At 67.0% G+C, this 23,306-nt stretch carries 21 protein-coding genes; 6 read left to right on the top strand and 15 right to left on the bottom strand.

What is annotated here, in order from left to right:
* The first annotated feature begins 33 nt into the window (after window positions 1-33).
* Window positions 34-3,135, top strand: a complete 3,102-nt coding sequence (locus BLT71_RS03630; protein WP_407681232.1) for an alpha-amylase family glycosyl hydrolase — start codon at window positions 34-36, stop codon at window positions 3,133-3,135.
* A gap of 10 nt (window positions 3,136-3,145) precedes the next feature.
* On the opposite strand, the gene BLT71_RS03625 is transcribed toward BLT71_RS03630, so the two are convergent.
* Both BLT71_RS03625 and malQ read right to left on the bottom strand, forming a co-directional pair.
* On the bottom strand, window positions 3,146-4,054 hold the full coding sequence (locus BLT71_RS03625) for an SDR family oxidoreductase (RefSeq protein ID WP_091717668.1): 909 nt from the start codon (window positions 4,052-4,054) through the stop codon (window positions 3,146-3,148).
* A gap of 20 nt (window positions 4,055-4,074) precedes the next feature.
* Entirely contained in the window at window positions 4,075-6,267 is a 2,193-nt protein-coding gene (gene malQ / locus BLT71_RS03620; RefSeq protein ID WP_091717666.1) for a 4-alpha-glucanotransferase, read from the bottom strand.
* Window positions 6,268-6,626: 359 nt separating this feature from the next.
* Between malQ and BLT71_RS03615 the strand changes: the two genes are divergently transcribed.
* The 3 genes from BLT71_RS03615 (at window position 6,627) to BLT71_RS03605 (ending at window position 8,793) form a co-directional block, all read left to right on the top strand.
* Window positions 6,627-7,673 carry an aldo/keto reductase gene (locus tag BLT71_RS03615; RefSeq protein WP_091717665.1) on the top strand — a complete coding sequence of 349 codons (1,047 nt, stop codon included), beginning with the start codon at window positions 6,627-6,629 and terminating at the stop codon, window positions 7,671-7,673.
* A gap of 187 nt (window positions 7,674-7,860) precedes the next feature.
* On the top strand, window positions 7,861-8,391 hold the full coding sequence (locus BLT71_RS03610) for a DUF488 domain-containing protein (RefSeq protein ID WP_172829899.1): 531 nt from the start codon (window positions 7,861-7,863) through the stop codon (window positions 8,389-8,391).
* A gap of 102 nt (window positions 8,392-8,493) precedes the next feature.
* Entirely contained in the window at window positions 8,494-8,793 is a 300-nt protein-coding gene (locus BLT71_RS03605) for a DUF3040 domain-containing protein (RefSeq protein WP_091717661.1), read from the top strand.
* Between the two features lie 175 nt (window positions 8,794-8,968).
* Here the strand turns inward: BLT71_RS03605 and BLT71_RS03600 are convergent, their stop codons facing one another.
* From BLT71_RS03600 to BLT71_RS03550, 11 genes are all read right to left on the bottom strand, one after another.
* Window positions 8,969-9,979 carry a DMT family transporter gene (locus tag BLT71_RS03600; RefSeq protein ID WP_091717659.1) on the bottom strand — a complete coding sequence of 337 codons (1,011 nt, stop codon included), beginning with the start codon at window positions 9,977-9,979 and terminating at the stop codon, window positions 8,969-8,971.
* Window positions 9,980-10,125: 146 nt separating this feature from the next.
* On the bottom strand, window positions 10,126-10,824 hold the full coding sequence (locus BLT71_RS03595) for a TetR/AcrR family transcriptional regulator (protein ID WP_231994513.1): 699 nt from the start codon (window positions 10,822-10,824) through the stop codon (window positions 10,126-10,128).
* Between the two features lie 126 nt (window positions 10,825-10,950).
* Window positions 10,951-11,583 carry a gluconokinase gene (locus tag BLT71_RS03590; RefSeq protein WP_091717655.1) on the bottom strand — a complete coding sequence of 211 codons (633 nt, stop codon included), beginning with the start codon at window positions 11,581-11,583 and terminating at the stop codon, window positions 10,951-10,953.
* Entirely contained in the window at window positions 11,580-12,686 is a 1,107-nt protein-coding gene (locus BLT71_RS03585) for an L-idonate 5-dehydrogenase (RefSeq protein ID WP_091717653.1), read from the bottom strand. Before BLT71_RS03585 ends, BLT71_RS03590 begins: the two co-directional genes overlap by 4 nt.
* Complete coding sequence (locus BLT71_RS03580; protein ID WP_091717651.1) at window positions 12,686-13,456, bottom strand: SDR family oxidoreductase; 771 nt, start codon at window positions 13,454-13,456, stop codon at window positions 12,686-12,688. Before BLT71_RS03580 ends, BLT71_RS03585 begins: the two co-directional genes overlap by 1 nt.
* Window positions 13,453-14,439 carry a 2-hydroxyacid dehydrogenase gene (locus BLT71_RS03575; RefSeq protein ID WP_091717649.1) on the bottom strand — a complete coding sequence of 329 codons (987 nt, stop codon included), beginning with the start codon at window positions 14,437-14,439 and terminating at the stop codon, window positions 13,453-13,455. Before BLT71_RS03575 ends, BLT71_RS03580 begins: the two co-directional genes overlap by 4 nt.
* Window positions 14,440-14,512: 73 nt before the next feature.
* Window positions 14,513-15,268, bottom strand: coding sequence for an SDR family oxidoreductase (locus BLT71_RS03570; RefSeq protein ID WP_091717648.1), 756 nt, complete (start codon window positions 15,266-15,268; stop codon window positions 14,513-14,515).
* 82 nt (window positions 15,269-15,350) lie between these two features.
* Window positions 15,351-16,691, bottom strand: coding sequence for an MFS transporter (locus BLT71_RS03565; RefSeq protein ID WP_091723784.1), 1,341 nt, complete (start codon window positions 16,689-16,691; stop codon window positions 15,351-15,353).
* A gap of 41 nt (window positions 16,692-16,732) precedes the next feature.
* Window positions 16,733-17,746, bottom strand: a complete 1,014-nt coding sequence (locus BLT71_RS03560; RefSeq protein ID WP_091717646.1) for a 5-oxoprolinase subunit C family protein — start codon at window positions 17,744-17,746, stop codon at window positions 16,733-16,735.
* Window positions 17,743-18,474, bottom strand: coding sequence for a 5-oxoprolinase subunit B family protein (locus BLT71_RS03555; protein ID WP_091717644.1), 732 nt, complete (start codon window positions 18,472-18,474; stop codon window positions 17,743-17,745). Before BLT71_RS03555 ends, BLT71_RS03560 begins: the two co-directional genes overlap by 4 nt.
* A 2-nt stretch (window positions 18,475-18,476) precedes the next feature.
* Window positions 18,477-19,262, bottom strand: coding sequence for a LamB/YcsF family protein (locus BLT71_RS03550; protein WP_091717642.1), 786 nt, complete (start codon window positions 19,260-19,262; stop codon window positions 18,477-18,479).
* 400 nt (window positions 19,263-19,662) lie between these two features.
* On the opposite strand from BLT71_RS03550, the gene nac reads away from it, so the two are divergent.
* On the top strand, window positions 19,663-20,616 hold the full coding sequence (gene nac, locus BLT71_RS03545) for a nitrogen assimilation transcriptional regulator NAC (protein ID WP_091717630.1): 954 nt from the start codon (window positions 19,663-19,665) through the stop codon (window positions 20,614-20,616).
* 132 nt (window positions 20,617-20,748) lie between these two features.
* Entirely contained in the window at window positions 20,749-20,991 is a 243-nt protein-coding gene (locus BLT71_RS03540; protein WP_091717629.1) for a hypothetical protein, read from the top strand.
* Between the two features lie 141 nt (window positions 20,992-21,132).
* On the opposite strand, the gene BLT71_RS03535 is transcribed toward BLT71_RS03540, so the two are convergent.
* Entirely contained in the window at window positions 21,133-21,828 is a 696-nt protein-coding gene (locus BLT71_RS03535; RefSeq protein ID WP_091717628.1) for a 4-carboxy-4-hydroxy-2-oxoadipate aldolase/oxaloacetate decarboxylase, read from the bottom strand.
* A gap of 63 nt (window positions 21,829-21,891) precedes the next feature.
* Window positions 21,892-23,100, bottom strand: a complete 1,209-nt coding sequence (locus tag BLT71_RS03530) for an aspartate transaminase (RefSeq protein ID WP_091717626.1) — start codon at window positions 23,098-23,100, stop codon at window positions 21,892-21,894.
* Window positions 23,101-23,306 lie beyond the last annotated feature (206 nt).

The following is a 23,306-nucleotide window of genomic DNA, read 5'->3' as shown; positions in this document are numbered from 1 at the left end:
TAAAGCAGCGCCGCTACCAGGAAGGTCTCACCCTTGATACTCCGCACCCCCACCGGCGCGCCCCCACGCGCCACGTCACCAACGTCATCCCGTTCCCGCACTCGTACCAGCGCTGCCGCCCGGCGGGCCTCCGTGGGACTCCTCGCGGCAACCGTCGCCATCTCTGCTGCGTCGCTCCCGGCACAGGCCGCCCCTGCCCCGAAGGACCCGGCGTCGGCGGCCCAACACTCGCTCCGCGCCCCTGTGACCGACGAGAACTTCTACTTCGTCATGGCAGACAGGTTCAGCAACGGCAGCACCGCCAATGACCAGGGAGGCCTGGGCTCCGACCCCATGGTGTCCGGCTTCGACCCCACCAAGAAGGGCTTTTACAACGGCGGCGACCTGGCCGGGCTCCGAAACAAGATCGACTACATCCAGGGCCTCGGCACCACGTCCATCTGGCTCACGCCAAGCTTCAAGAACAAGGCGGTACAGCCAGAGGACAAATCGGCCGGCTACCACGGCTACTGGGTCACCGACTTTACCCAAATCGATCCCCATTTGGGCACCAACGCCGAACTCAAGGCACTCATCGACGAAGCCCACGCCCGCGGAATGAAGGTCTACTTCGACATCATCACCAACCACACGGCGGACGTCATCGGCTACGGCGACAAGAATGAACGGAAAGGCTACGTCCCCAAGGACGCCGTCCCCTACAAAACTGCCGACGGGCAGACCTTCGATGACCGCGACTACGCGGGGACGGACGCCTTCCCGAAACTGGATGCAGCCACCTCATTCCCTTACAAACCGGTCTTGGAACCCGGCGAAGAGGACCTCAAGGTCCCGGCGTGGCTCAACGATCCCACGCTGTATCACAACAGGGGTGACACCACCTTCACCGGAGAGGACTCGTTCTACGGGGACTTCTTCGGCCTGGACGACCTGTTCACGGAACACCCCACGGTGGTCACCGGCATGAAGGACATCTACAAGAACTGGATCCGCGACTTCGGGGTTGACGGTTTCCGGATCGACACTATGAAGCACGTTAACGACGAGTTCTGGCAGGACTTCGGTCCGGACGTGCTCAATTACGCCAAGGAACAGGGCAAGGACGAGTTCTTCATGTTCGGCGAGGTCTTCGACACCTCCAAGAGCTTCACCTCGCAGTTCACTACGAGGAACCGGATGCAGGCCGTCCTCGACTTTCCGTTTCAGGACGCAGCGCGGAACTTCGCGTCCAAAGGCCAGGACGCCAGCACGCTGCAGGATTTCTTCGCAGGCGATGACTGGTACACCGACGCTGACTCAAACGCCTACCAACTCCCCACGTTCCTGGGCAACCATGACATGGGCCGCATCGGCAGCTTCATCGCTGCCGACAATCCCCGAGCGACGGACGCCGAGAAGGTGGCCCGCGACCGGCTTGCCCACGAACTCATGTACTTCTCCCGCGGCAACCCCGTGGTCTACTACGGGGACGAGCAGGGCTTCACGGGGCCGGGTGGAGACCAGGACGCCCGGCAAACGCTGTTCGCCAGCCAAGTGCCGGAATACCTGGACGACGATCTGCTGGGCACGGACGCCACCCACGCCACGGACAACTTCAACACCGCCCATCCGCTCTACACCGGAATCAGCGAACTGGCCGCCCTCACCAAGGAACATCCGACCTTGCGGAACGGCGCCCAGCAAGGCCGCTACGCCTCCGACGGCCCCGGCATCTACGCTTTCTCCCGTACCGATGCCAAGGACCAGCGCGAATACGTGGTGGCACTGAACAACAGCGGGCAGCCCCAGACCGCCGAAGTTCCCACCTACATCGCCAAGCGAAACTACACCCGCATCTACGGCGACGCACCAGCCAAGGCCAAGACCTCCGACGCCGGCACCCTGACGGTCACCGTGCCGCCGCTTTCAACAGTGGTCTACCAGTCCTCCGGCCGCATCCCGCACTCCAAGTCCGCTCCCGCCGTCGTCCTTCAACAACCGGCGCCGGCCGCCGGCGACAACGGGCGGCTTCAGGTGACGGCCGACGTCGGCGGTACTTCGTTCTACGAGGTCACCTTCGAGGCGAAGCAGGCGGGCGGAAACTGGACCCCGATCGGCACGGACGACGCCGCGCCATACCAGGTGTTCCACGACGTCGCCGCCTTGGACGCCGGGACCTCCGTGGAGTACCGCGCCACAGTGCTCGATAACGGCGGGCATACCTCCACCAGCCAGGCACGCAATGCAAGCGTTCCCGCCCCGGTCCTGACACTGCAGCAGCCCGCAGAGGGCAGCAACGTCCAGGGTGCAGTCGAGCTCAGCGCCACAGCCGATCCCGAAAAGTCCAGCAACGTGGTGTCCTTCCAGCGGAGCATCAGCGGCGGAGAGTGGACGGCCGTGGGAACTGACGATTCCTCCCCCGTGTACTCGGCCACCGATGACATCTCCGCCTTGGCCGACGGCACCACGGTGCAGTACCGCGCTCTCCTGTCCAGGCCCGGGTTCAGCGTTGCCAGCGGGACCCGGACGGTCACTGTGGGTGAGGCGCCGCAGCCGGATTCGGTGGCGGTGGCCGGATCAATGAACAAGGCGATGGGCTGCGCGGCGGACTGGGACCCTGCCTGCGCCCAGGCGCAGCTGGTCCTGGACCCGGCGGACCGGATCTGGCGGTTGACCGCAAACCTGCCGGCCGGCACCTACGAGTACAAGGCGGCCCTCAACGGCAACTGGGATGCGAACTACGGTGCCGACGGCCAACCTGCAGGACAGAACATCCTCCTGGACCACCCGGGCGGCCCGGTCACCTTCCGCTACGACAGCAGCACACACCTGCTGAGCGCCACCTATGCCGCGCAGCAGCCCGGGGCCGTTGCCGCCGCAGGCAGCATGGACAGTGAACTCGGCTGCACAGCGGACTGGGATCCCGCGTGCGACCAGGCTCAGCTCACCCTGGACCCTGCCAGCCTCATCTGGAAACTGACCTTTCCGGACCTCCCGGCCGGCAGCTACGAGTTCAAAGCCGCCCTGGACCGGTCCTGGAACGTGAGCTACGGGGCCGGCGGAGCTTCCCCCGGCGCCAACATCGCGTTGGAGCACGACGGCGGCCCGGTCACCTTCCGGTACGACCACTTCACCCACGTGATCACCGCCGGATAGCGGGGCTGACCTACCTGTCGGCCGGATGGCCGAGGATGCCGAGCAGCCGCCGGATGGCATCCTCGGCCGTGGGCGGCGGCCCGAAGACGGCCCGCTGCCGGGTGGTGTTTGCGACGTAGCGGCCGGTCTGGAACCAGCCCATCATGGACGCCATATCCGGCACCGTCGGGTTCACCCGCCCCAGCACCACTCCCGCAGTCTTCAACACCCTCAAGGGCACAGAGCGGACCCCTACCCTCGATCCGCTGAGCCGGCCCATCATGTCCGCCACGTCCTTCATGCGGACCGGCCGGTCCCAGCCGATGTCGATCCGTTCCCCGTCGACCCCCGGAGCATCTACGGCATCTGCCAGGTAACCGGCAAGGTCAGGGGTGAGCACAAAGGTCAGCGGAACGTTGGGCGAACCGAACCACATCAGTTTGCCCTTGGCCACGGGGTCACCGCCGAACCGCGTGACCTGGTCCAGGAAGGCGCCCGGCCGCAGCGCAACGAACGGTACGCCGAGCCCTTCGAGCTTGTCCTCCATGAGCTTCTTGTGCCAGAAGTGCGGCACCTGCGGGGTTTCGTCGCAGGTCAGGATGCTGGTGAGGACAAAGCGCCGGACACCTGCCCGGGCGGCCGCTTCCGCAAGGTTCGCGTTGCCCGTGGTGTCGGTTGCGGGGCTGTCGCCCTTGCGGTGCTTTGTGTAGCCGGCAGCTGTGGTGATCACGGCGTCCGCCCCCGCCATGGCCTGGTCCAGGGATTGGGGGTCCATCATGTCGCCCCGGGCAATCTGCACTCCCCGGGCTTCGAGCCGCGATGCATCCGATCCGGGCCGCACCAGGGCGCGGACTTCCTTACCCCGGTCCAGCAGCGCGGTGACCACCTGGCCGCCGAGCATGCCGGTACCGCCGACCACCAGTACTGGTTCGCCGTTCATCGCGTTCTCCTCACAATTGACTAGCCGTGCAGGGCCTCCTCCACCGCCGCTAGCAGCGAGTTGAACCGCGCGTTGGCGGGGAGGTCGTCAAGGAATACCGGCTTACCGTCCGGGCCGGCCAGCGGCACCTGCCAATTGGGGTAGAGCTCCTCGGTGGTTCCGGGCTGGTTCTGCACCCGCCGCTCCCCCACCGCATCCACCAGCGCCACGCCCAGCAGCACGGACGGCGTCTGGCTCAGCAGCAGGTGCAGGGCCTCGATGGTCTGCTCCTCTGCGTCACCGCCGGTGCCGGCTCCGGGCAGGTAGCCGCGTTCGCGGAGCAGCGCGAACATCTTTTCCAGGGACGCGTTGTGCTGGGCACGCTCTTCGGCCTCGGACCGTTCCAGCAGACCCAAGTGGCTGCGCAATGCCACGTGGTCCCCGGCCAGGTAACCGGCCGTGGGCGGTAGATCGTGGGTGTTGACGCTGGAAAGCGCCTGCGTACGGTACTTTTCGGGCGCAAGGGGGGAATCGCCGTCGTACTCAAACCAAAGAATGGATGTACCCAGAATGCCGCGCGCGGCAAGGTAGTCCCGCACCCACGGTTCGAAGGTGCCCAGGTCCTCGCCAATCACCACGGCCCCTGCCCGGTGCGCTTCCAGGGCCAGGATGCCGATCAGTGCCTCATGGTCGTACTTCACGTAGGCGCCGTCGCCGGGGGCGTTGCCGCTGGGGATCCACCACAGCCGGAACAGTCCCAGGATGTGGTCCACCCGGATGCCGCCGGCATGCCGAAGCACGGTGGCCAGCATGTTACGGAACGGCTGGTAACCCGCTTCGGCCAGCCGGACCGGATGCCACGGCGGCTGGCCCCAGTCCTGGCCCTGCTGGTTGTACATGTCCGGCGGCGCGCCAACACTGGTGGCGGGGGTGAGGACGCCCTTCAGCGTCCACGCGTCCGCGCTGCTGTGGTCCACGCCGACTGCGAGGTCATGCACCACGCCCAGCCGCATCCCCGAACGCAGCGCTGCCTGCTGCGCGCTCTCCAGCTGCTCGTCGCAGATCCACTGCAGCCACCGATGGAAGCCAATCCGGTCCTCAAGCCTTCCCCGCAGCGCCTGCGCCTCCTGCGAATCCAGCGAGAACGCGGGGTCCGTCCACATGGGGTCGTCCGGCGTAGCGTCCTCGCGGATGGCTGACCAGAGGGCAAAGTCATCCAGGCCGCTGCCGGAAATGCGGCAGAACTCGTCGAAGGCCGCCTGCCGGGACGGCGACCGGCGCGTGTGGTACAGCAGCTCCAGGGCCTGCAGTTTCGCGGCGTAGACCGCGTCCCGGTCCAGCCGTTCGGCGTCCTTGTTGAGCCCTGCCACTTCCTCGCGCAGCTTCTCCAGCGCGGCGCGCTTGCGGGGGCGCAGATAGGCAAGCTCCGGAATGGCCTCGATCCGGATATAGATCGGGTTGAAGAACCGCCGGGTGGACGGCGAATACGGTGAGGGCTGCACCGGCGGAACCGGTTCTGCGGCGTGCAGGGGGTTGACGAGCACGTAATCGGCGCCGCGGGCTCCACTGAGTGCGGCGAGGTCGGCAAGGTCGGAGAAATCCCCGATTCCCCAGGAACGCTTCGAACGCACGGAGTACAGCTGGGTGGCGAGCCCCCAGCCACGCCGCTCCTCAAGGTCCCGGGCAGTATCCAGCCGGGCCGGCGTCACCACGAGGGTTGCGGTGGCGGTGACGCTCCCGGCCTCCGCGTGCAGCGTGTGCCAGCCGAGCGGAAGGTCCTGCGGCAGGGCGAAGGTGGCCCGGCCCATGGCCACGCCGTCCACGTCCCGCGGCTGCACCCACACGTCCTGCTGGGCCGCGTCCACGCTCCCGGCACCGCCTTCAAGGCTGATGCGGAGGCTCACCGGGACGCCGTCGGGGATGTGGACCGGTACCTGGGCCGGCTCGCCTTGCTGGATTACGACGGCGGGAGGCAGCGTTTTGCGCCAGGGTGCCAGTTCCGCTTCGGCCAGCCCGGCCCGGATTTGTTCATCGGTATGGGCCGGCACGCCCAAAGCGCCCAGGACCTTCGACAGGGTCTCCAGGGAAACTGCGTGCGGCAACCCGTCCCAGCCCTGGAAGGAAGTGCCCACCCCATGGGCGTCCGCGAGCTGCTGCAGCAGGTGGGCATCCACGGCCGGTGGTTCCGCGGGCGCGTTCCGCCGTATTACGTGTTGCTGGTCTGATGCCGTCATGCGTGTCCGCCTCGTCTGGTGTGATGGGCCTGAACTTACGTGCTGCACGTTGCACCGGGCGTTTGCACCCCCGCGCACAACCGTTGATTCAGATTATTGCAGTGCTGCCGCGGGACGAAACTGCGGACCGGAACCGGCCTGCCCGCCACAAAACGTCACGCCCGCTTCCCTGCGTTACCTCCCGCGTCGAAAAGAGAAGGAACAAGGCGGGATTCCGCCGGGTGGAAGTGAATCTGTGTAGCCTCGTGACGACCGGCGGCACGTATAAATCACTCGACGACGCGCCGGGACCAGGCAGACAGCAACAGGCATTCAGGTATATACGCAACTGGCACGCAGCCAACAGGAGGGAACCGGGGATGAGCCTCAGCGAACTGAGGGTGTTCGGACGTTCGGGCACCCCAATCAGCCAACTCACCCTTGGCACCATGAACTTCGGCGAAGGCGCCGGCGGTCCGCACGGGGCCCCCACCGGCGCGGACGAAAGCATCCGCATCATCCACGCCGCCCTTGACTCGGGCATCACCGCCATCGACACGGCTGACGTCTACTCCCAAGGCGAATCCGAGCAGGTAGTGGGGCGGGCCCTGCGCGGCCGGCGCGACGACGTTTTCCTGGCCACTAAGTTCCACGGCCAGATGAGCGCCAACCCGGCCCATTCCGGCAACTCCCGCCGCTGGATCACCCAAGCCGTGGAGGGCAGCCTGCGCAGGCTGCAGACGGACCGGATCGACCTCTACCAGGCGCACCGGCCGGACTACAACACCGATGTGCTGGAAACCATCACCACGCTCAACGACCTGATCCGGCAGGGCAAGATCCTGTATTACGGCACGTCCGTCTTTACACCGGCGCAGCTGGTGGAGGCCCAGTGGCTGGCCAACACCAACCACCTCATTCCTCCGCTGGGCAACCAGGTGCCGTATTCCATGCTGGTCCGCGGGAATGAACGCGATGTCCTGCCCATCGCCCAGCAGTACGGGCTCGGTGTCCTGGCCTACGGTCCGCTGGCGGGCGGATGGCTCTCCGGAAGCTTCACCTTCGAGGCCGGCAAGGCCCCCACCCGGGTGCACTCACTCCCGGGCCGGTATGACATTTCGGGGCCCGCCAGCGAGCGCAAGCTCCTTGCCGCGGATGCGCTGGCCCGGCTGGCGGACAAGCTGGAACTTTCGCTGGTGGACCTGTCCATCGGGTTCGCCCTGACCCACCCGGCCATCAGCAGCGTGATCATCGGGCCCCGCAATGAGGAACATCTTCAGGCCTATCTCGGCGCGGCGGGTGTCCGGCTCAGCGAGCCGGTCCTGGACGCCATCGACGACCTCGTGCCGCCGGGCACCAACTTCGTGGAGCGGGACGCGGGAGCCATCGTTCCGTCCATCGAGTTCGCAGAATTACGACGACGGTAGGCGGCTTTCCGGTGTAGCGCCGATTTCGCCTTGGGTGCGCCGACGGTGCGCCGACCGCGCGGGCCGCGGTCCCGCCGTCGTGCGCTGCCCTAAACCGGTGCTGAGGCGCGTGCCTGGAACGCGTCCTGAGCCGCGTGCCAAACCGGTGCCCTAACCCCGCTTCGCGGGCCTGCCTATCATGGCTTGGATGAAGGCGCTATTCACTGTTGGGCACGGCACCGCCGCGCAGGAGGACTTCGCCGCGCTGCTGGCATCAGCGGGCGTGACCTCCCTGGTGGACGTGCGGATCGGCCCGGGCAGCCGCAAGCACCCGCAGTTCGGCAAGGACCTGATGTCCACGTGGCTGCCCGACGCGGGGATCAGCTACCGCTGGGAGCGGCGGCTGGGCGGATTCCGCAAGCTGCCTCCGGATTCCCCCGACACCGCCCTGCGCAACGACTCCTTCCGCGCCTACGCCGCCTACATGCGGTCGCCTGATTTCGGGGCCGCCGTCGGCGAGCTGCTGGCTGCGGCGCAGGACGAACAGACTGCGATCATGTGCAGCGAAACCGTGTGGTGGCGCTGCCACCGCCGCCTCATCGCCGATTACTGCGTCCTGCTTGCCGGACGGCCCGTGGAACACCTGATGCCACCCGCCAAGCTGACGCCGCACGTGCCCACCCGCGGTGTCCGGATCGGTACAGGCTCGCTGGTTTACGACGTCCCCGGCACGGAGTAACCCGGGATTGTGGCGGTGGGCAACGCGAACCCTTGACTCGATGGTGGAAGGCTCTTAGCGTCATAAGCGATACCCGCGTCTCATGGAACCCAGGGGCATCCGATGCCAATGTCCGAAGAGGAGCGGAGGCTGCTCAAGGAGCTGGAGCTCGGACTGATCGCCGACGATCCCCATCTGGCCATGGAGCTGCTCTCCGGTTACCCGTCCCGCCGCATTCCGCCGGGCCTCGTGCCTGGCTGTCTGGTGTGCCTGCTCGCTTTCGCGATCGTCGCCGCAGGCATTGGCAGCCAGGAGCTGGCCGCCGTGGTGGTGGGCGCTATGCTGCTGGTGCTGGGTGGCTGCCTCCTGCTGAACCGTCCGGCCACCGGGCGCGGCACGCAGCGTGGCAAGGCTACCGGCTGACTTTCCGCGGCAGGGCTGCCGGCTGATGTCCTGGTGGCCGGGTTACGGCTGACGTTCCTGTGGCGGTCAACCGGCTACCGTCTCCGGGACCGGGCAACCGGCTGCCGTTCTCGCTACAGGGCTACCGGCTGACGTACCCGGGGCCGGGCTACCGGCTGATGTCCTGGTGGCCGGGTTACCGGCTGATGTCCTGGTGGCCGACGCTTGCAGGCTGAGTCCCTGCGGCCTCCGGCGCTGACGGCATGGTTTCCGCCGGGGCGGCAGGCAGCCGGGTGCGCTGGGTCCGCGGCGTCAGGATGAAGAGGCTGCCGAGGACGACGGCGGCGCCAAGCCAGCCAAGTGCCGGGAGCCGCTCCCCCACTACCAGGACGGCCAGGACAGCTGCCACTACCGTTTCCAGCAGCGAGATGCTGGTGGCCGTGCTGGCCCGGACCCGCGCCAGGCCCCAGCCGAACAGGATGTAGCCGGCAAACATCGGTACCAACGCCATGTAAGCGCCCACCGAGAAGTTGGTCCAGGAGTCCAGCAGCGGTGCACCCGTGACGGCCAGGACGGGCATCAGCAACAGCCCGCCCAGCCCGAAGATGCTGCCCATCGCCGCCCGGGACGGGATGCCACCGCCGATGAGCCGGTGCGCCGCCCACGAGTAGAGGGCATACGTGCCGCCGGCCAGCAGGCCCAGGAAAATTCCAGCCGTGGAATCCCAGGCCTCGCCGTCTGTACCGGCGGCGGTCCCGGGACTGTGGCCGGCGAACGAGAGCAGCGCCGCTCCGCCCACGCCAAGGAACGCACCAATGATCCAGCGTCGGGTCAGCGGCTTCCGGTCGGTAAACCGTTCGATCAGGGCCGCAGCTACGGGCGCCGAGCCGATGGAAACCACAGTTCCCACGGCCACTCCGGACAGGTGCATGGAACTGTAGAACGCCAGGGGATATACGGCCACCGCGGCCGCTCCGACTGCCACAAGCCGCCACCGCCGCAGGATGCCGGGCCCCTGCCGCCTGATGGCCCGGGCCGCGGACATCGCCTGGAGCAGCCCGCCCACCCCCATCGCCACGGCGCCGATGGCCAACGGGCTCACCCCGGGGGCGAGCGTGGCGGCTGTCCCGGTGGTGCCCCACAGGATCGAAGCCGCGACGACGAACAGGGCACCCCAGAGCGGCGCGTTGCCGTGCCCGGCATGCACAGCGACGCCTGAAGCGGGGCTGCCTGTCCCTGGGGAATCTGTCCCCGTGCTCACGGTTGTGGGGCTCCCGATGCCGTGCATCCGGGTTGCAGGGGTGCTTTTCCCAGGGAATCCAGCTGCGCCGTTGTCTGGCCGGTGGCTGCCTGTCACAGTCCTGCCAGCATCTGTTGAGCAATGCGTTTGGCGTCCCGGAGGCTGGCGTCGTTGCCTTCGAGGCCGGCCCTCGCCATCGCCCCCTCGAGGAGGAAGGAGAGGTGCTGCGCGAGCACCGCAGCCCGTTCAGCCTGATCCGAGGAATCGGCGGGCTCAGGACGGTGCTCCGCGAGCCCTGTAGTCCGTTCAGCACGGGCAGAAAACGCGGCGGCCGCGGAACGACCGGCCAGGTGGTCAGCCAAATGCGTGGCCAGCAGGTGCTCCACCTCTTCCTTATGCTGCCGGACCGCCAGCCGCCCGGGATGGCCGACGGGCAGTTCGGCCGCCGCATTCAGCAGGCCGCAGCCGCGGAAGCCGTGCTCGTAAGCGAAATTGGCGTGGTCCAGGTAGGCGTCGAACACGGCGAGGACCCGTTCGGCAGGGGTGGCGGCAATTGCCACCCGGTCGCGGTACAGTTCCAGCCATTCCTCATGGCGGGCTTCGAGGTAGGCGGCCACCAGATCGGCTTTGGACGCGAAGTTGTTGTAGAGGCTTTTCTTCGCGACGCCGGCCGCGGTTGTGATGGTGTCGATCCCCGTGGCGCCCACGCCCTGGGCATAGAACAGCCGGGCGGCGGCTTCAAGCAGCAGTTGCCGGGCAGGCCGACGGGCGGGCAGCTGCGCAGCGGAAGCGGAAGCAGCAGCGGACAGCATCGCGGCGGACGAAGCAGCAGGCAGGGCTGCAGCGGAGGGGGCTGATGCGTCGGCGGGCATGGTGCGACTCCTTGGGTAGGTAGACCAGTCTACCTACCCAAGGAGGGGTTGCACCAGATCCGCTGGCTATGCCGCGACCGAGCCCGCGCGTGACCGCAGCTGGAGCACCACAGCGTCCACGAGGGCGCCGGGGTCCAGCGTGATATCGCCGACGACATACGCCTCATCAGGTTCAAGGGCTTCAAGAGTTGCCAGCTGCGACTCGAGCAGGGTGCGGGGCATGAACTCGTGGGCCCGGGCTTCCATGCGCGCGGCGATGGTTGCAGCGCTGCCGGAGAGGTGCACGAAAACGACGTCCGGTGCGGCCGCCCGCAGAAGGTCCCGGTAGCTGCGCTTGAGCGCGGAACAGGCGACGATGGGTGCAACCGGTGTGCCGCCGTCGTGGCTTCCCGTGGTCCCGGCGACGGCCCCTGCAGGATCCTGGCCTGCGGACTTATGCCCTGCCGGTTGGTGCGCAGCCAGATCCGTCCCTGCAAGATCCTGCCCGGCCAGCAACTGGCCGATGCGGGCGAGCCAGGGCCCCCTGTCGGCGTCAGTGAGCGGGATGCCCGCGGCCATCTTCTCCTTGTTGGCGGCGGGGTGGTAATCATCGCCGTCCAGGAAGGTGACGCCGAGGCGCCCGGCCAGCAGGGCACCCACTGTCGACTTGCCGCACCCGGACACACCCATCACCACCAGCGGCGGAACCGGCGTGGTCACTGCCCGCCTGCCGCCTGCGCGGAACCGCCGCCGTTGAAGCTCAGCAGGACCTTGCCGGAGCTGGTGGAGTCCTTGGCGACCTCGAACGCATGCAGGGCCTCGGACAGCGGGAACTCGTGGGTGATGACGGGCTCGATGTGCAGGCTGCCGTCGGCCAGCGCGGCGATGACCTCGTCGATCTCGTCGTTGAAGCGGAATGAGCCCTTCAAATCCAGCTCGCGGGTGATAGCCAGCGAGATGGGGACCGGCTGCATCCCGGTTGGCAGCAGCCCCACCATCACCACGGTGCCGCCGCGGACCGCGCCGCGGATGGCCGAGGCGAGGCCGTGGTGGTTGCCGGAGGACTCGATCACCACGTCCGATTCGACGGCCTCAATGGCAGCCGTGTCCGCGGCGTTGATGACCTGGTTCGCGCCGGCGGCGGTGGCAATCTCCAGCGGTTTGGGGTGCAGGTCCACCGCGGTGATGTGCGCGGCGCCGGCCCGCTTGAGCACGGCGACGGCCAGCGCGCCGATGGGTCCGGAGCCGATCACCAGGGCCGTCTTGCCGCGGACATCTCCGGCCCGGGACACGGCGTGCCAGGCGACGGACGCGGGTTCGATCAGGGCTGCCGTGCGCAGGTCGATACCCTCGGGCAGGGGCCGCAGCATCCGCACGGGAAGGTTGACGTACCGGCTGAACGCGCCGTCCGTGTGCGGGTAGCGGGCCGCACTGCCCAGGTAGGTGCAGCCGGGCGAGAGGTTGGGCCGGTCGGCAGGGTACTTCGCCGCGCCGGGTCCGGGAGTGGCCGGGTGGACGGCGACGGCGGACCCCGCCTGCGGTCCCTCACCGTTGGCCGCGGCGCGGACCACCACGCCGGAGATCTCGTGGCCCAGGACCAGCGGGTCCTTCAGGATGGACTCCCCCGCGGCGCCGTGCAGCCAGTAGTGCAGGTCCGAGCCGCAGATGCCGCCGTACAGCACCTCCACCACGGCCTGGTCTTCGGCCGGGTCGGCCAGCGGGACGTCATCGATGCGCAGGTCGCCCGCGGCGTGGGCCACCAGGGCCGGGCCGGAGGCGGGCAGCTTTTCAGCCGCAGTGTCCTGGAAAGTGTTCCCTGGCATCAGACCACCACCGTCATTCCACCGTCGATAAAGATTGTTTGGCCGTTCACGAAGTCGGATCCGCTGGAGGCAAGCCAGACCACCGGTCCTGCGAGGTCCTGCGGGGTGCCCCAGCGGTGGGCCGGCGTGCGGCCCAGGATCCAGGAGTTGAACTGCTCATCGTCCACCAGGTTCTGCGTCATTTCCGTGTGGATGTACCCGGGGGCGATGCCGTTGATCTGCAGGCCGGAGGCGGCCCACTCGGCCGTCATGGCGCGGGTCAGGTTCCGCAGGCCGCCTTTTGCCGCCACGTACGGGGCGATGGTGGGCCGGGCGAGATCTGTCTGGACCGAGCAGATGTTAACGATCTTGCCGCGGCCGCGCGGGATCATGTGCCGTGCCGCTTCGCGGCCCACCAGGAACGCGCTGGTGAGGTCGGTGGAGATCACCCGCTCCCAGTCGGCAACGTCCAGGTCCAGCATGGGCACTCGGTGCTGGATGCCGGCGTTGTTGACCAGGATGTCCAGCGGGCCCACGTTCTCCTCGATCCAGGCGATGCTGCGGGCGGCGGCGTCGCCGTCGGTGACGTCGAAGGCGATGCTGGTGATGCGCCCGGGCGGGAAGTCGGCGGCGAGCGCCGTTTCGGCTTCCTTGAGCCGCTCCGGGTTGACGCCGTTGAGCACCACTGTGGCACCGGCGTCGGCCAGTGCCCGGGCGAGTGAGGAACCGATGCCGCGGCTGGAGCCGGTGACCAGGGCAACGCGGCCGGTCAGGTCGAACAGTGCGCTCACGCGGACGCTCCCTGCTTGGAAGAGCCCGGCTGGGAAGGGACCTGCTGGAACGGCCCCTGCTGCACGAGGTTCGCAGGGGTCTCGCCGGAGGCGAGCGCTTCGAGCTGGCGCTTCAGGAGCTTGAGGATCCTGGGTTCGAACGCCGAGGCGTTGCCGCCCACGTGCGGGGTGATGAGGGCGTTGTCCGTGGACCACAGGGGGTGGCCCTTCGGCAGCGGCTCGGGGTCCACCACGTCCAGGGCGCACTGCAGCCGGCCGGAGACAACCTCGGCGGTGAGCGCGTCAGTGTCGATGACGGGGCCGCGGCCCACGTTGACCACCAGGGCGCCGTCGGGCAGGGCGGCCAGGACCCGTGCGTTGACCAGGTGGTGGGTGTGATCGTTCAGCGGGAGGACCGACACCAGGATGTCGTGGTCCCGGGCGAGCGATTCCAGGTCAGTGGAGGAATGGACCTGGCCGTGCTCATCCGTGCGGGCCGTGCTGCCCACGCGCGTGACGGTGACCTCGAAGGGTTCCAGCCGGCGGGCCAGTTCCTGGCCGATGCCGCCGATGCCCAGCAGCAGGACGCGCCGGTCCGCCAGGGACTGTCGCCGCTGCGGTGCCCAGTTTTCGGCCTGCTGGTCGCGGACGGCCTGGTCGATGCCGCGCAGCTTGGCGAGGATGAGGCCCACCGCCAGTTCCGCCGTGGCAGCGGCGTGGACGCCGGAGGCGTTTGCCACCGCGGCGCCGGGCCCTGCTGCCTCGCGGACGCCGTCGAACCCGGTGGACTGGGTCTGCACGAACTTCAGGTCCTGCACCTTGTCCAGGTTCCCCAGGACGGCCCCGGCGTTGATGTACGGAAGGATGACGCCGTCAATGCTGCCGTGGGCCGCGTCGGGTTCGCCCTGCATGTCCCACACCACGCCCCTGAGTCCTTCGGGAAGCGGGGAAAGGTCAGCCAGGAGCTGGGGTTCGGGGAAACTGACGGTACGTATCAACTGCATCGGTGCGGCCTATCGGGTTGGCGGGCTGGATATTCGGCTGCCCGGGTCCCGGGCAGTGCGGAGTGGCTGTTCGTCAGTCCTCGCGGCGGTCAAAGGTGAGGCCGCCGGGAACCTGGAACGTGGGCATAAGTTCAAGCATGCCAACATTCACGTGGCGCGGGGTTTCGATGGCGTAATCAAGCGCATTAACAATGTCGTCAGTGGTCAGCGACTCGTAACCCTCGTAGTACGTCTTCCAGGCTTCTTCCATGGCTTCGGGACTGCCGCCCATGTTCCGGCCGAAGATCTCGGTTTCCACGCGGCCGGGGCAGATTTCGGTGACCCGGATGCGCTTGCCCACGGTGTCGTTGCGGAGCTGGCGGGAGATCTGGTGCACGGCGGCCTTGGTGGCGTGGTAGACCGTGTGGCCGTAGAAATTGTAGGTTCCGGCGATCGAGCTGATGTTGACGATGTGGCCGAGGTCGCGCTCCACCATGCCCGGCAGGACCAGCCGGGTCAGCTGCAGCAGCCCGCGGAGGTTGACGTCCACCAGTTCATCGATGTCCTCTTCGGAGGAGTCCAGGATGTTGCCCGGGCGGGAGACGCCGGCGCAGTTGACCAGGACGTCCACGTTCAGTTCGCGGACGACGGCGGCCAAAGCGGCTGTGTCGGTCAGGTCCACCACGTGCGGGACTGCTCCGGTCCGGTCCGCCAGTTCAGCGAGGCGTTCTTCATTGCGGGCCACTGCGTGGACGGTGAGGCCGCGCTTGGTGAGGCGTTCGGTGATGGCGGCGCCCATGCCGGTGGAGGCTCCGGTGACGAGGGCGGTGGTGTAGTCAGAAAAAGACATGTGGTTCTCCAGGTGTGGGGAATGGGAGTGCTCCTGCGCCCGGCAGCGGGGCCGGACGCAGGAGCCTGTGGGTCAGGGGTGCTTACGCATCCCGCAGCGGTTCGTGGGCACGGTCCTTGACGGTGCTGACCGCCGCGAGGGTGCCGAGTGCCGTGATGACTGCGTAGAAGGCGGGCATGTAGATGTTGTTGGTTTCCGCGATCAGCCAGGTCATCAGCAGCGGAGCGGTTCCGCCGAAGAGTGCCGAGGAGATGTTGTAGCCCACGCCGTAGGCGGAGTAGCGGACGCGGGTGGGGAACAGTTCCACGAGCAGGATGTGGATGACTGCCGTGTGGCCCGCGAAGACGACCGCCATGATGCAGGCACCGAGGATGGCCAGGCCCATCTGGCCGGTGGCGATCAGGGCGTAGGACGGGATGCCCAGGACGGCCATGGCGATAGCCGAACCGGCAATGACCTTCTTGCGGCCCAAACGGTCGGAGAGGGCACCCATGAACGGGATGGCGATGCAGATGACCACCAGGCTGCAGGCGGTGACCAGCAGCGCCTCACCGATGGTGAAGTTCAGCTGCTTGCCCTTGAGGAACGTGGGCATGTAGGAGAACAGGACGTAGTAGCCGGAACCGTTCATCAGCGGAATGAACAGCGCCAGGAGCATGGCGCGGCGGTGCACCGGGCTGGCCAGGGCTTCCTTGAGCGGGTTCTTGGAAAGGCCGCCCTCTTCCTTCAGCTTCTGGAAGTTGGGGGTGTCGCTGATGGCCTTGCGAATGTACCAGCCGATGATGCCCATGGGGATGGCCACCAGGAACGGAATACGCCATGCGAAGGAACCGAAGCCGCCGCCCTCGATCGCTGCCTGGGTGAGCCACGGGGACATGGAGAACGCAACCATGGTGCCGGTCAGCAGTGCTGCGAAGGAGGCGATCTGGGCGTAGGAGGTGATCACGCCGCGCTTACCCTCAGGGGCGTGCTCGGCGAGGAAGGTCATGGCGCCGGCAGCTTCGCCGCCCACGGAGAAGCCCTGGACCAGGCGGAGGAGGACCAGCAGGATGGGCGCGGCAATTCCGATGGCTGCATACGGCGGCAGCAGGCCGATGCCGGCGGTGGCAATGCTGATCAGCATGATGACGAAGACCAGCAGTTTCTGCCTGCCGATCCGGTCACCCAGGTAGCCGCAGACGATGGCGCCGAGGGGCCGGACGAAGAAGGACACCGCGTAGCCCGCGAAGACGAACAGCAGGGCGTTGTCCGGGTTGCCCGGAGCCAGGAAGACCAGGGCCAGGGTGCCGGCCATGAAGGCAAAAATGCCGTTGTCATACAGTTCCACGAAGATGCCCACGCATCCGGCGGTGACAACCTTGCGTGTCTGCTTCGCAGTCAGACGGTCATGTTGCGGTGCTACCGCATTCGTTGATGTTGACATCTTGTTTTCCTTTGTGGGTTTGGGAAAAGCATTCACGGGATTCAGCTTCCTGACGCTGGGCTGAGTTCGTGCCAGCGCTCGCCGGCTCCGATGCCGAGGAGTCCGAAGACCGTTTGGATGGTGCTCCGCAGCCTGTCCAGTTCCAGGCAGGCTGCCCTGTGGGTGGCCGTTGCATCAGCAACGGTTGTCTTTCGAAAGGTGATGGTGTGTCCGGGCCTGGCCTGCGCCAGGGCGTCCAGGGAGCGGCTGGCGACCACTGCCAGGACCGGATAACCTGCCGTCACGCCGCGTCCCCGGTGCAGGACCAGCAGTTCCTCCCGGGACGGGACCTCGATGGCCCCCACCGGGACGCCGCGGGACAGTACTTCGGAGGTGAGCTGGCGTTCGGGCAGTGCGCCGCCGAGCCGGAGGCCGATGTGGTTGCTCCTGGGGCTGACGGTGTACTGCGAGATGAAAAGCAGGTCTGCGGTGTCGCCGAACTCCGCCACATCCGGACCGTCGGTGACGTCGATGACCGGGTGGGTGGTGAAGTCCGGTTTGGTCAGGCCCAGCCGGAACAGTGGCAGGCCGTAATGCGGCTGGGTGATGGGGGCGGTGGTCTTTTGCGTGGCGAGTTCGGTTCCCTCAATGAGTTTGAGGCCGAAGCCCACCACGGTGTCCGGGGCGCAGCTGCCCAGCAGGGTGGGCACCGTGAACGATCCGTGGACGGCGATGTAGGCCCGGAGCCCGGTACGGATTCCACGGACTGCCACTGTTTCGCCGGCCCGGACCGAGACCGGCTCCCACTGCGGGCAGTCGCGGCCGCCCACGGTGAGGTCCAGCGGTGCGCCGGTGACGGCAATCAGCAGGTCCGTGGTGGCGCGCATCCGGAAATCCAGTGCGGTGAGTTCCAGCAGCGGTTCGTTGTCCGTGTTCCCGGCCAGGATGTTGGCGGCCTTGGCCGAGAACTGGTCCAGGGCGCCGTTGACCGGGAGGCCAAAGCCAGGGCCCTTGGTGCGGCCGAGGTCGGTGACCACGGAGTGCCCGGGCTGCAGGATGACGAGGGATCCGGTCATGGCCGCGCCTCCAGGAACTGGCCGGCGAGGCTTTCGAAATCCCCTTCCGGGATGGCGTAGAAGCGCAGTTCGTCGCCCGGAACGTAGGGCACCAGCGGTTCACGGGTGGCGTCGAGGACGGTCAGCGGCGTCTGGCCGATGACACACCAGCCACCGGGTGCCGTGGCCGGGGCAATCACTGCCTGGCGTCCGGCCACGGAGACTGCCCCTGCCGGGACGGAGAGCCGTGGATCCTTGAGCCTCGGGACGGGGAACGGGAAGTCCGGCCCGTCCATCATGGGAGAGCCCGCGGGTGCTCCCAGGCAGCGGATGACGTAGGTCTTTTCGGTGTGCCGGGCAATGACGTCAGCGGCGTCCAGGCCCTGCTGTGCTGCCACGCGGTCCAGGTCCGGTCCGTAGCTGCCGCCGTACACCACCGGCACTTCGAAGCGGCGGGGTTCGCGGACGGTGGCGCCGGTGAAGTCCAGCTGGCGCATGGCGAGGAGCACGAAGGCCCGGACCTGCCGCGCGGAGGTGAGGTAGGGATCGAATTCCACCAGTACGGAGTCGTAGGTTGGCACGGCGCCGTGGACGCCGTCCACGCCGGCCGCCGCCAGCCACTCTGCCAGGGAGTGGACGGTGGCCCAGTCGGCCTCGGCGTTGCCGGAAGTTGCCACCACCCGGAGGGCAGCGTCACCCGACTCGTGGATTTCCAGTGCCGCGGGGGCGGCGATGGTTGGGGCCGGCATGGTCAGGAAACCTTCTGCTTCGCGGCGAGCACCTGCGCCAGCGGGGCCACGGTGACGCCGGCGGCGATCAGTTCGCTGCGGACCAGGCGGGCCAGTTCGACGGCGCCGGGGTTGTCCCCGTGCAGCAGGATGGTGTCTGCCTGGATGGCGAGGTCCCTGCCGGTCGCCGTGGTGATCAGGCCTTCGCAGACCATCCGGACCGTCCGTTCGACGATGGCTGCGGGGTCGTGGATGACGGCGCCGGGCTGGCTGCGGGGAACCAGGGTGCCGTCCTCCTGGTAGGCGCGGTCGGCGATGCCCACGATGGCTACCTGCAGGCCACGGTCAGCTGCGGCGGTGGCCAGTTCGCCGTCCTGGGCGAGCACGATCAGGCGGGGGTCCACGCGGGCTGCGGCGTCGGCCACGGCCTCTGCGTAGTCGGCGCGGGTGGCTACGAGGTTGCCGAGGCGTCCGTGCGGTGCCAGGTGAGAGACGGATCCGCCGTGGTAGGCGGCGAAAGCGGTGAGGGCGCCGAGCTGGTACACGACGTCGTTGCGGACCTCGTCCGCGGTGAGGTCCATGGCGCGGCGGCCGAAGCCGCGGAGGTCCGGGAAGCTCGGGTGGGCACCGATGCCCACTCCCTTGCGGACGCATTCGGCAACGGTGGCGTTCATGATGTCCGGATCGCCGGCGTGGAATCCGCAGGCGATGTTGGCGCTGGACACGATATCCAGGAGGGCCTTGTCGTCGCCGATCGAGTAGGCACCAAAACCTTCACCAAGATCCGCTACGAGATCAACTGTGGGCATTGCGGGCCTTCCTCTGCTGCATGTTCGGGGATGTAAAAAAGTGTGGCACCGGAGACTTGACTCACACAAAGACCTAATCGGTATCACGGGATAGGGGACGGTTATGACCCCCGCTTGCGGCGTTGTGGCCGACACCTGGAAATGTACTTATGGCGTGTTTCGAAAATGTAAAAACAATGCGGCCAAATGATGCCTCTGCGGTTTATGCAAAATGCATATGCCGTCATCGGAAGCCGCTATGACCGGAGCGGGGATAGAATGTTCTGGTCATTGGGAAGTCATCTGCAATTAACCTATGCCTGAGGCCGGGATCACACAAAGACGTAATGCCTGTCCCGCCATAGCGCCAACGTATGACCCCCTGCAGCACTGTGCCGTCCCCGCCGGAAAGAGGAACGCTATGGACACCCGCAAGCTGGCGTACTTCGTGAAGATCGTCGATTCCGGCAGCATCACCAAGGCAGCCGCCGCCCTCCATGTCGCCCAGCCGGCCCTGAGCCAGCAGGTTTCATCCCTGGAAACCGAGCTGAAGCAGCGGCTCCTGATCCGGAGCAAGCAGGGCGTGGAACCCACCGCCGCCGGCCACACCCTCTACCGCCACTCACAGACCATCCTGAGGCTGGTGGAACAGGCGCGGCTGGATGTGGCGGCATCCGGCGCTGCGCCGTCGGGCCGGGTTTCCATCGCCATCGCTCCCTACAGCATGGCGTCCAGCCTGACGCCGCGGATCATCAGCGAAGTGAACCGGCGCTACCCGGATATCGTGCTGCACCTGACGGAGATTTACGGCGGTGTACTCAGCGAGGCCATCAAGAACGGCCGGCTGGACATGGCCCTGATTTACGAGCCCGGGCCCATCCGGGGCGTGCAGTTCACCACCCTGATCGTCGAGGACCTGTACCTGATCGTCAACGGTGGCCGCGAGCTCCCGGTGGGGCCGGAGGCGGACACCATCACCCTGGAGCAGGCCGCCACGCTGGGCCTCTTCCTGCCGGAGCAGATCCACACGCTGCGGCAGGTGGTGCAGGCCGGCATCGAGGGCAAGGGGCTCACGCTCCGGCTGGTGGGCGAGGTGGAATCGGTTCCATCGCTCACCCGGCTGCTGCGCAGCGATCTGGGGGCCACCATCCTGCCGAAGTCGGCGGCGGACGCCCTGTTCCATGAGGAGGACTTCCGGGTCCTGCGGATCGTGGATCCGGCACTGCAGTGCAAGATCGCCCTGTGCACCCCGGACCATGAGCCGCTGTCCGAGGCCGGGTCCGCCGTGCTGCTGGTCCTGAAGGAAATGCTGCAGGAAATGCTCAGCAGCAAATACCCGCCGATTTCCGCCGAAAAGCCTGCCGCCTCGAATTAGCCATCATAAGGCGGCCTTATCAGGTCACGCTCCATTAGTCTTATCCATGGAATTGCGGGCGTTCTAGGATAAAAGCCATAAGGGTTCGCCTAAGGCGTTTACCCGGCACAAATGATTCCTTGGAGCCCAGCCATGAAAAAGATCACCAGCCTGCAATACCGGAAGTCCTCGGACCGAAGGATCCAGCTCAAGGCGGGCACCGGCTCGCATTGCCCCACCAACGGTTTCTGGCGGCCTGAGGACGGGCCGGCGTCGGACCCTGTTTTTGTCTTTGAGGGAAGCATGATGCCGCCGGGCAGGCGCGGCTCCACCATGTGGTACCTGGATGACACCCAGGTTGGCCCGCCGGCGCACCTCCTGCCCGGCATGAACTGACACCCGCCACATCATCGGGTGCTCCGTAACTGCCGTTTAGGTCGCCCAAAACGGCAGTTACGGAGCACTCGTTGGTTGAAATGCAGTCCGGCACAAGGAAGGCCCGGAGTTCCGAAAGGAACCCCGGGCCCTGCTTTGTGGTTACAGCGCGGGTTCGAGTTCGGCGTCCTCCACCAGCAGGCCCTTGGCCTTGAGGACGTCCGTGAGCTTGCACAGCTCGATGGTGGTGCCGCCCTCCTTGTAGAGGCGGATGAGTTCGTCCTCGGCGTCAACGCGTGCCTGGGACAATGCGATGACTTCCTCGATCTCGTCCTTCCGGACCACCACGACGCCGTCGGCGTCGCCCAGCAGGACGTCGCCGGGGTAGACAATTTCGTCGCCGAAGACCAGCGGGTGGTTGATGGGGCCAATGGTTTCCTTGACGGTGCCCTTGATGCAGACGCTGCCGGAGAACACGGGCAGGCCGAGCTCGATCAGGTCCTTGGTGTCGCGCACGCCGGAATCGGTGACCATGGCGGCGACGCCCTTTGCCTTCATGGCGTTGCCCAGCACGTCGCCAAAGGTTCCGGCTTCCTCGAATTCACCGGCCGCCACCAGCACAACGTCGCCCTTCCGGGCGTAGTGGATGGCCACCTGCAGCATGAGGTTGTCCCGCGGCGCGCACACTACGGTGACGGCCGGGCCGCAGAAGGACATGCTGCGGTCAATCGGCTTGATCTTCGAGCTCAGCGCACCCTTGCGCCCCTGGGCTTCGTGGACCGTGGCGGAGGAGAACTTGGACAGTCGTTCGATGGCGTCCTCGGAGGGCTTGTCGAACTTGGTCTTGACGTGGATCACGGGATGGCTCCTAAAGGGGCTGGAAAGGGAGGTGTAGCAGCGGGCAGGTGCGGAACGTAGGGCTCAGGAGAGCGCCAGGACCGCTTTTTCGATGGCAGCGATGGATTCCTCGATCACAGGCAGTCCCGTGGCGTAGGAGATCCGGAAGTAGGGGCCCACGCCGTAGGCCGAGCCCTGGATGACAGCCACGGAGGCGGCGTCCAGCAGGTAGAGGGTGAAGTCCTCGTCGTTCGCGATAAGTTTCCCGTCCGGCGTGGTCTTGCCGATGACCCCGCCGCAGTTGACGTACGCGTAGAAGGCGCCTTCCGGCGTCGCGCATTTAAGGCCTTCGATGGCGTTGAGCCCGGCAACTGCCGCGTCCCGGCGTTCGCGGTACACGGCCACGCTTTCGCGGACGAAGGACTGGTCGCCGGTGAGTGCCGCGGCGGCGGCCGCCTGGCTGACGGACGACGGGCAGGAGGACATCTGGGACTGGAGCTTGTTGATGGCTGCCACCAGGGGCGCCGGCCCGCCGGCGTAGCCGAGCCGCCAGCCGGTCATGGCGTAGGCCTTGGAGACACCGTTGGTGACCAACACGCGGTCCTTGAGTTCCGGCGCCACGGCAACCAGGCTGGTGATCGGTTCCGCGCCGAAGTGGATTTCGTCGTAGATCTCGTCGGTGAGGACATGGACCGCGGGGTGCTCCTTGAGGACCGCGGCCAGGCCGGCAAGTTCGGAACGGGAGTAGACAGCCCCGGTGGGGTTGGACGGCGTGTTGAGGATGACCCACTTGGTGCGGTCCGTGAGGGCGGCTGCCAGCACCTCCGGAGTCAGCTTGAAGCCGGTGTCCTCGGAGCAGGGGACGATCACCGGTGTGCCCTCGTTGGCGAGCACCATGTCCGGGTAGGACACCCAGTAGGGGGCGGGAATGACCACTTCGTCACCTGCATCCAGGGTGGCCATGAAGGCGGTGAAGATGACCTGCTTGCCGCCGCCGCCGATGGTGATCTCGCCGGGCGTGTACTGCTGCCCGGTCTTGCGCTCGAGCGTCTGGAGAATGGCCTGCTGGAGTTCGGGCGTTCCGGTGACCGAGGTGTACTTGGTTTCGCCGCGGCCAATGGCGGCGACGGCGGCGTCCTTGATGTGCTGGGGGGTATCGAAATCCGGTTCACCCACCGTCAGGTCCAGGATCCGCCAGCCCTCGGCCTTGAGCTCCCGGACACGGGCCGCTGCGGCCACGCTGGGTGAGGTATTGATTCGGGTGACGCGTGACGCTGGCACGAATTCAGGCATGTTCTCTTCCGGGGCCTTCCACTGCGGACGGAGTGTGATTCATTCGAGCGTAGGGAAGGAACACCCCGCTTGGATAAGACCTAAAGTGCGTGGACGGATAAGCGGCCCTTATGACACCGCACCCAGAAGAATCCGCTATAACACCACGCCAAATTGGTATTCCCCGCCCGGCGGCGGGGCCGCGTAGCGTGGCAGGCTGGACATCC

Source organism: Pseudarthrobacter equi (genome assembly GCF_900105535.1).
GTDB lineage: Bacteria > Actinomycetota > Actinomycetes > Actinomycetales > Micrococcaceae > Arthrobacter > Arthrobacter equi.
This window is presented reverse-complemented; position numbering and strand designations above follow the sequence as displayed.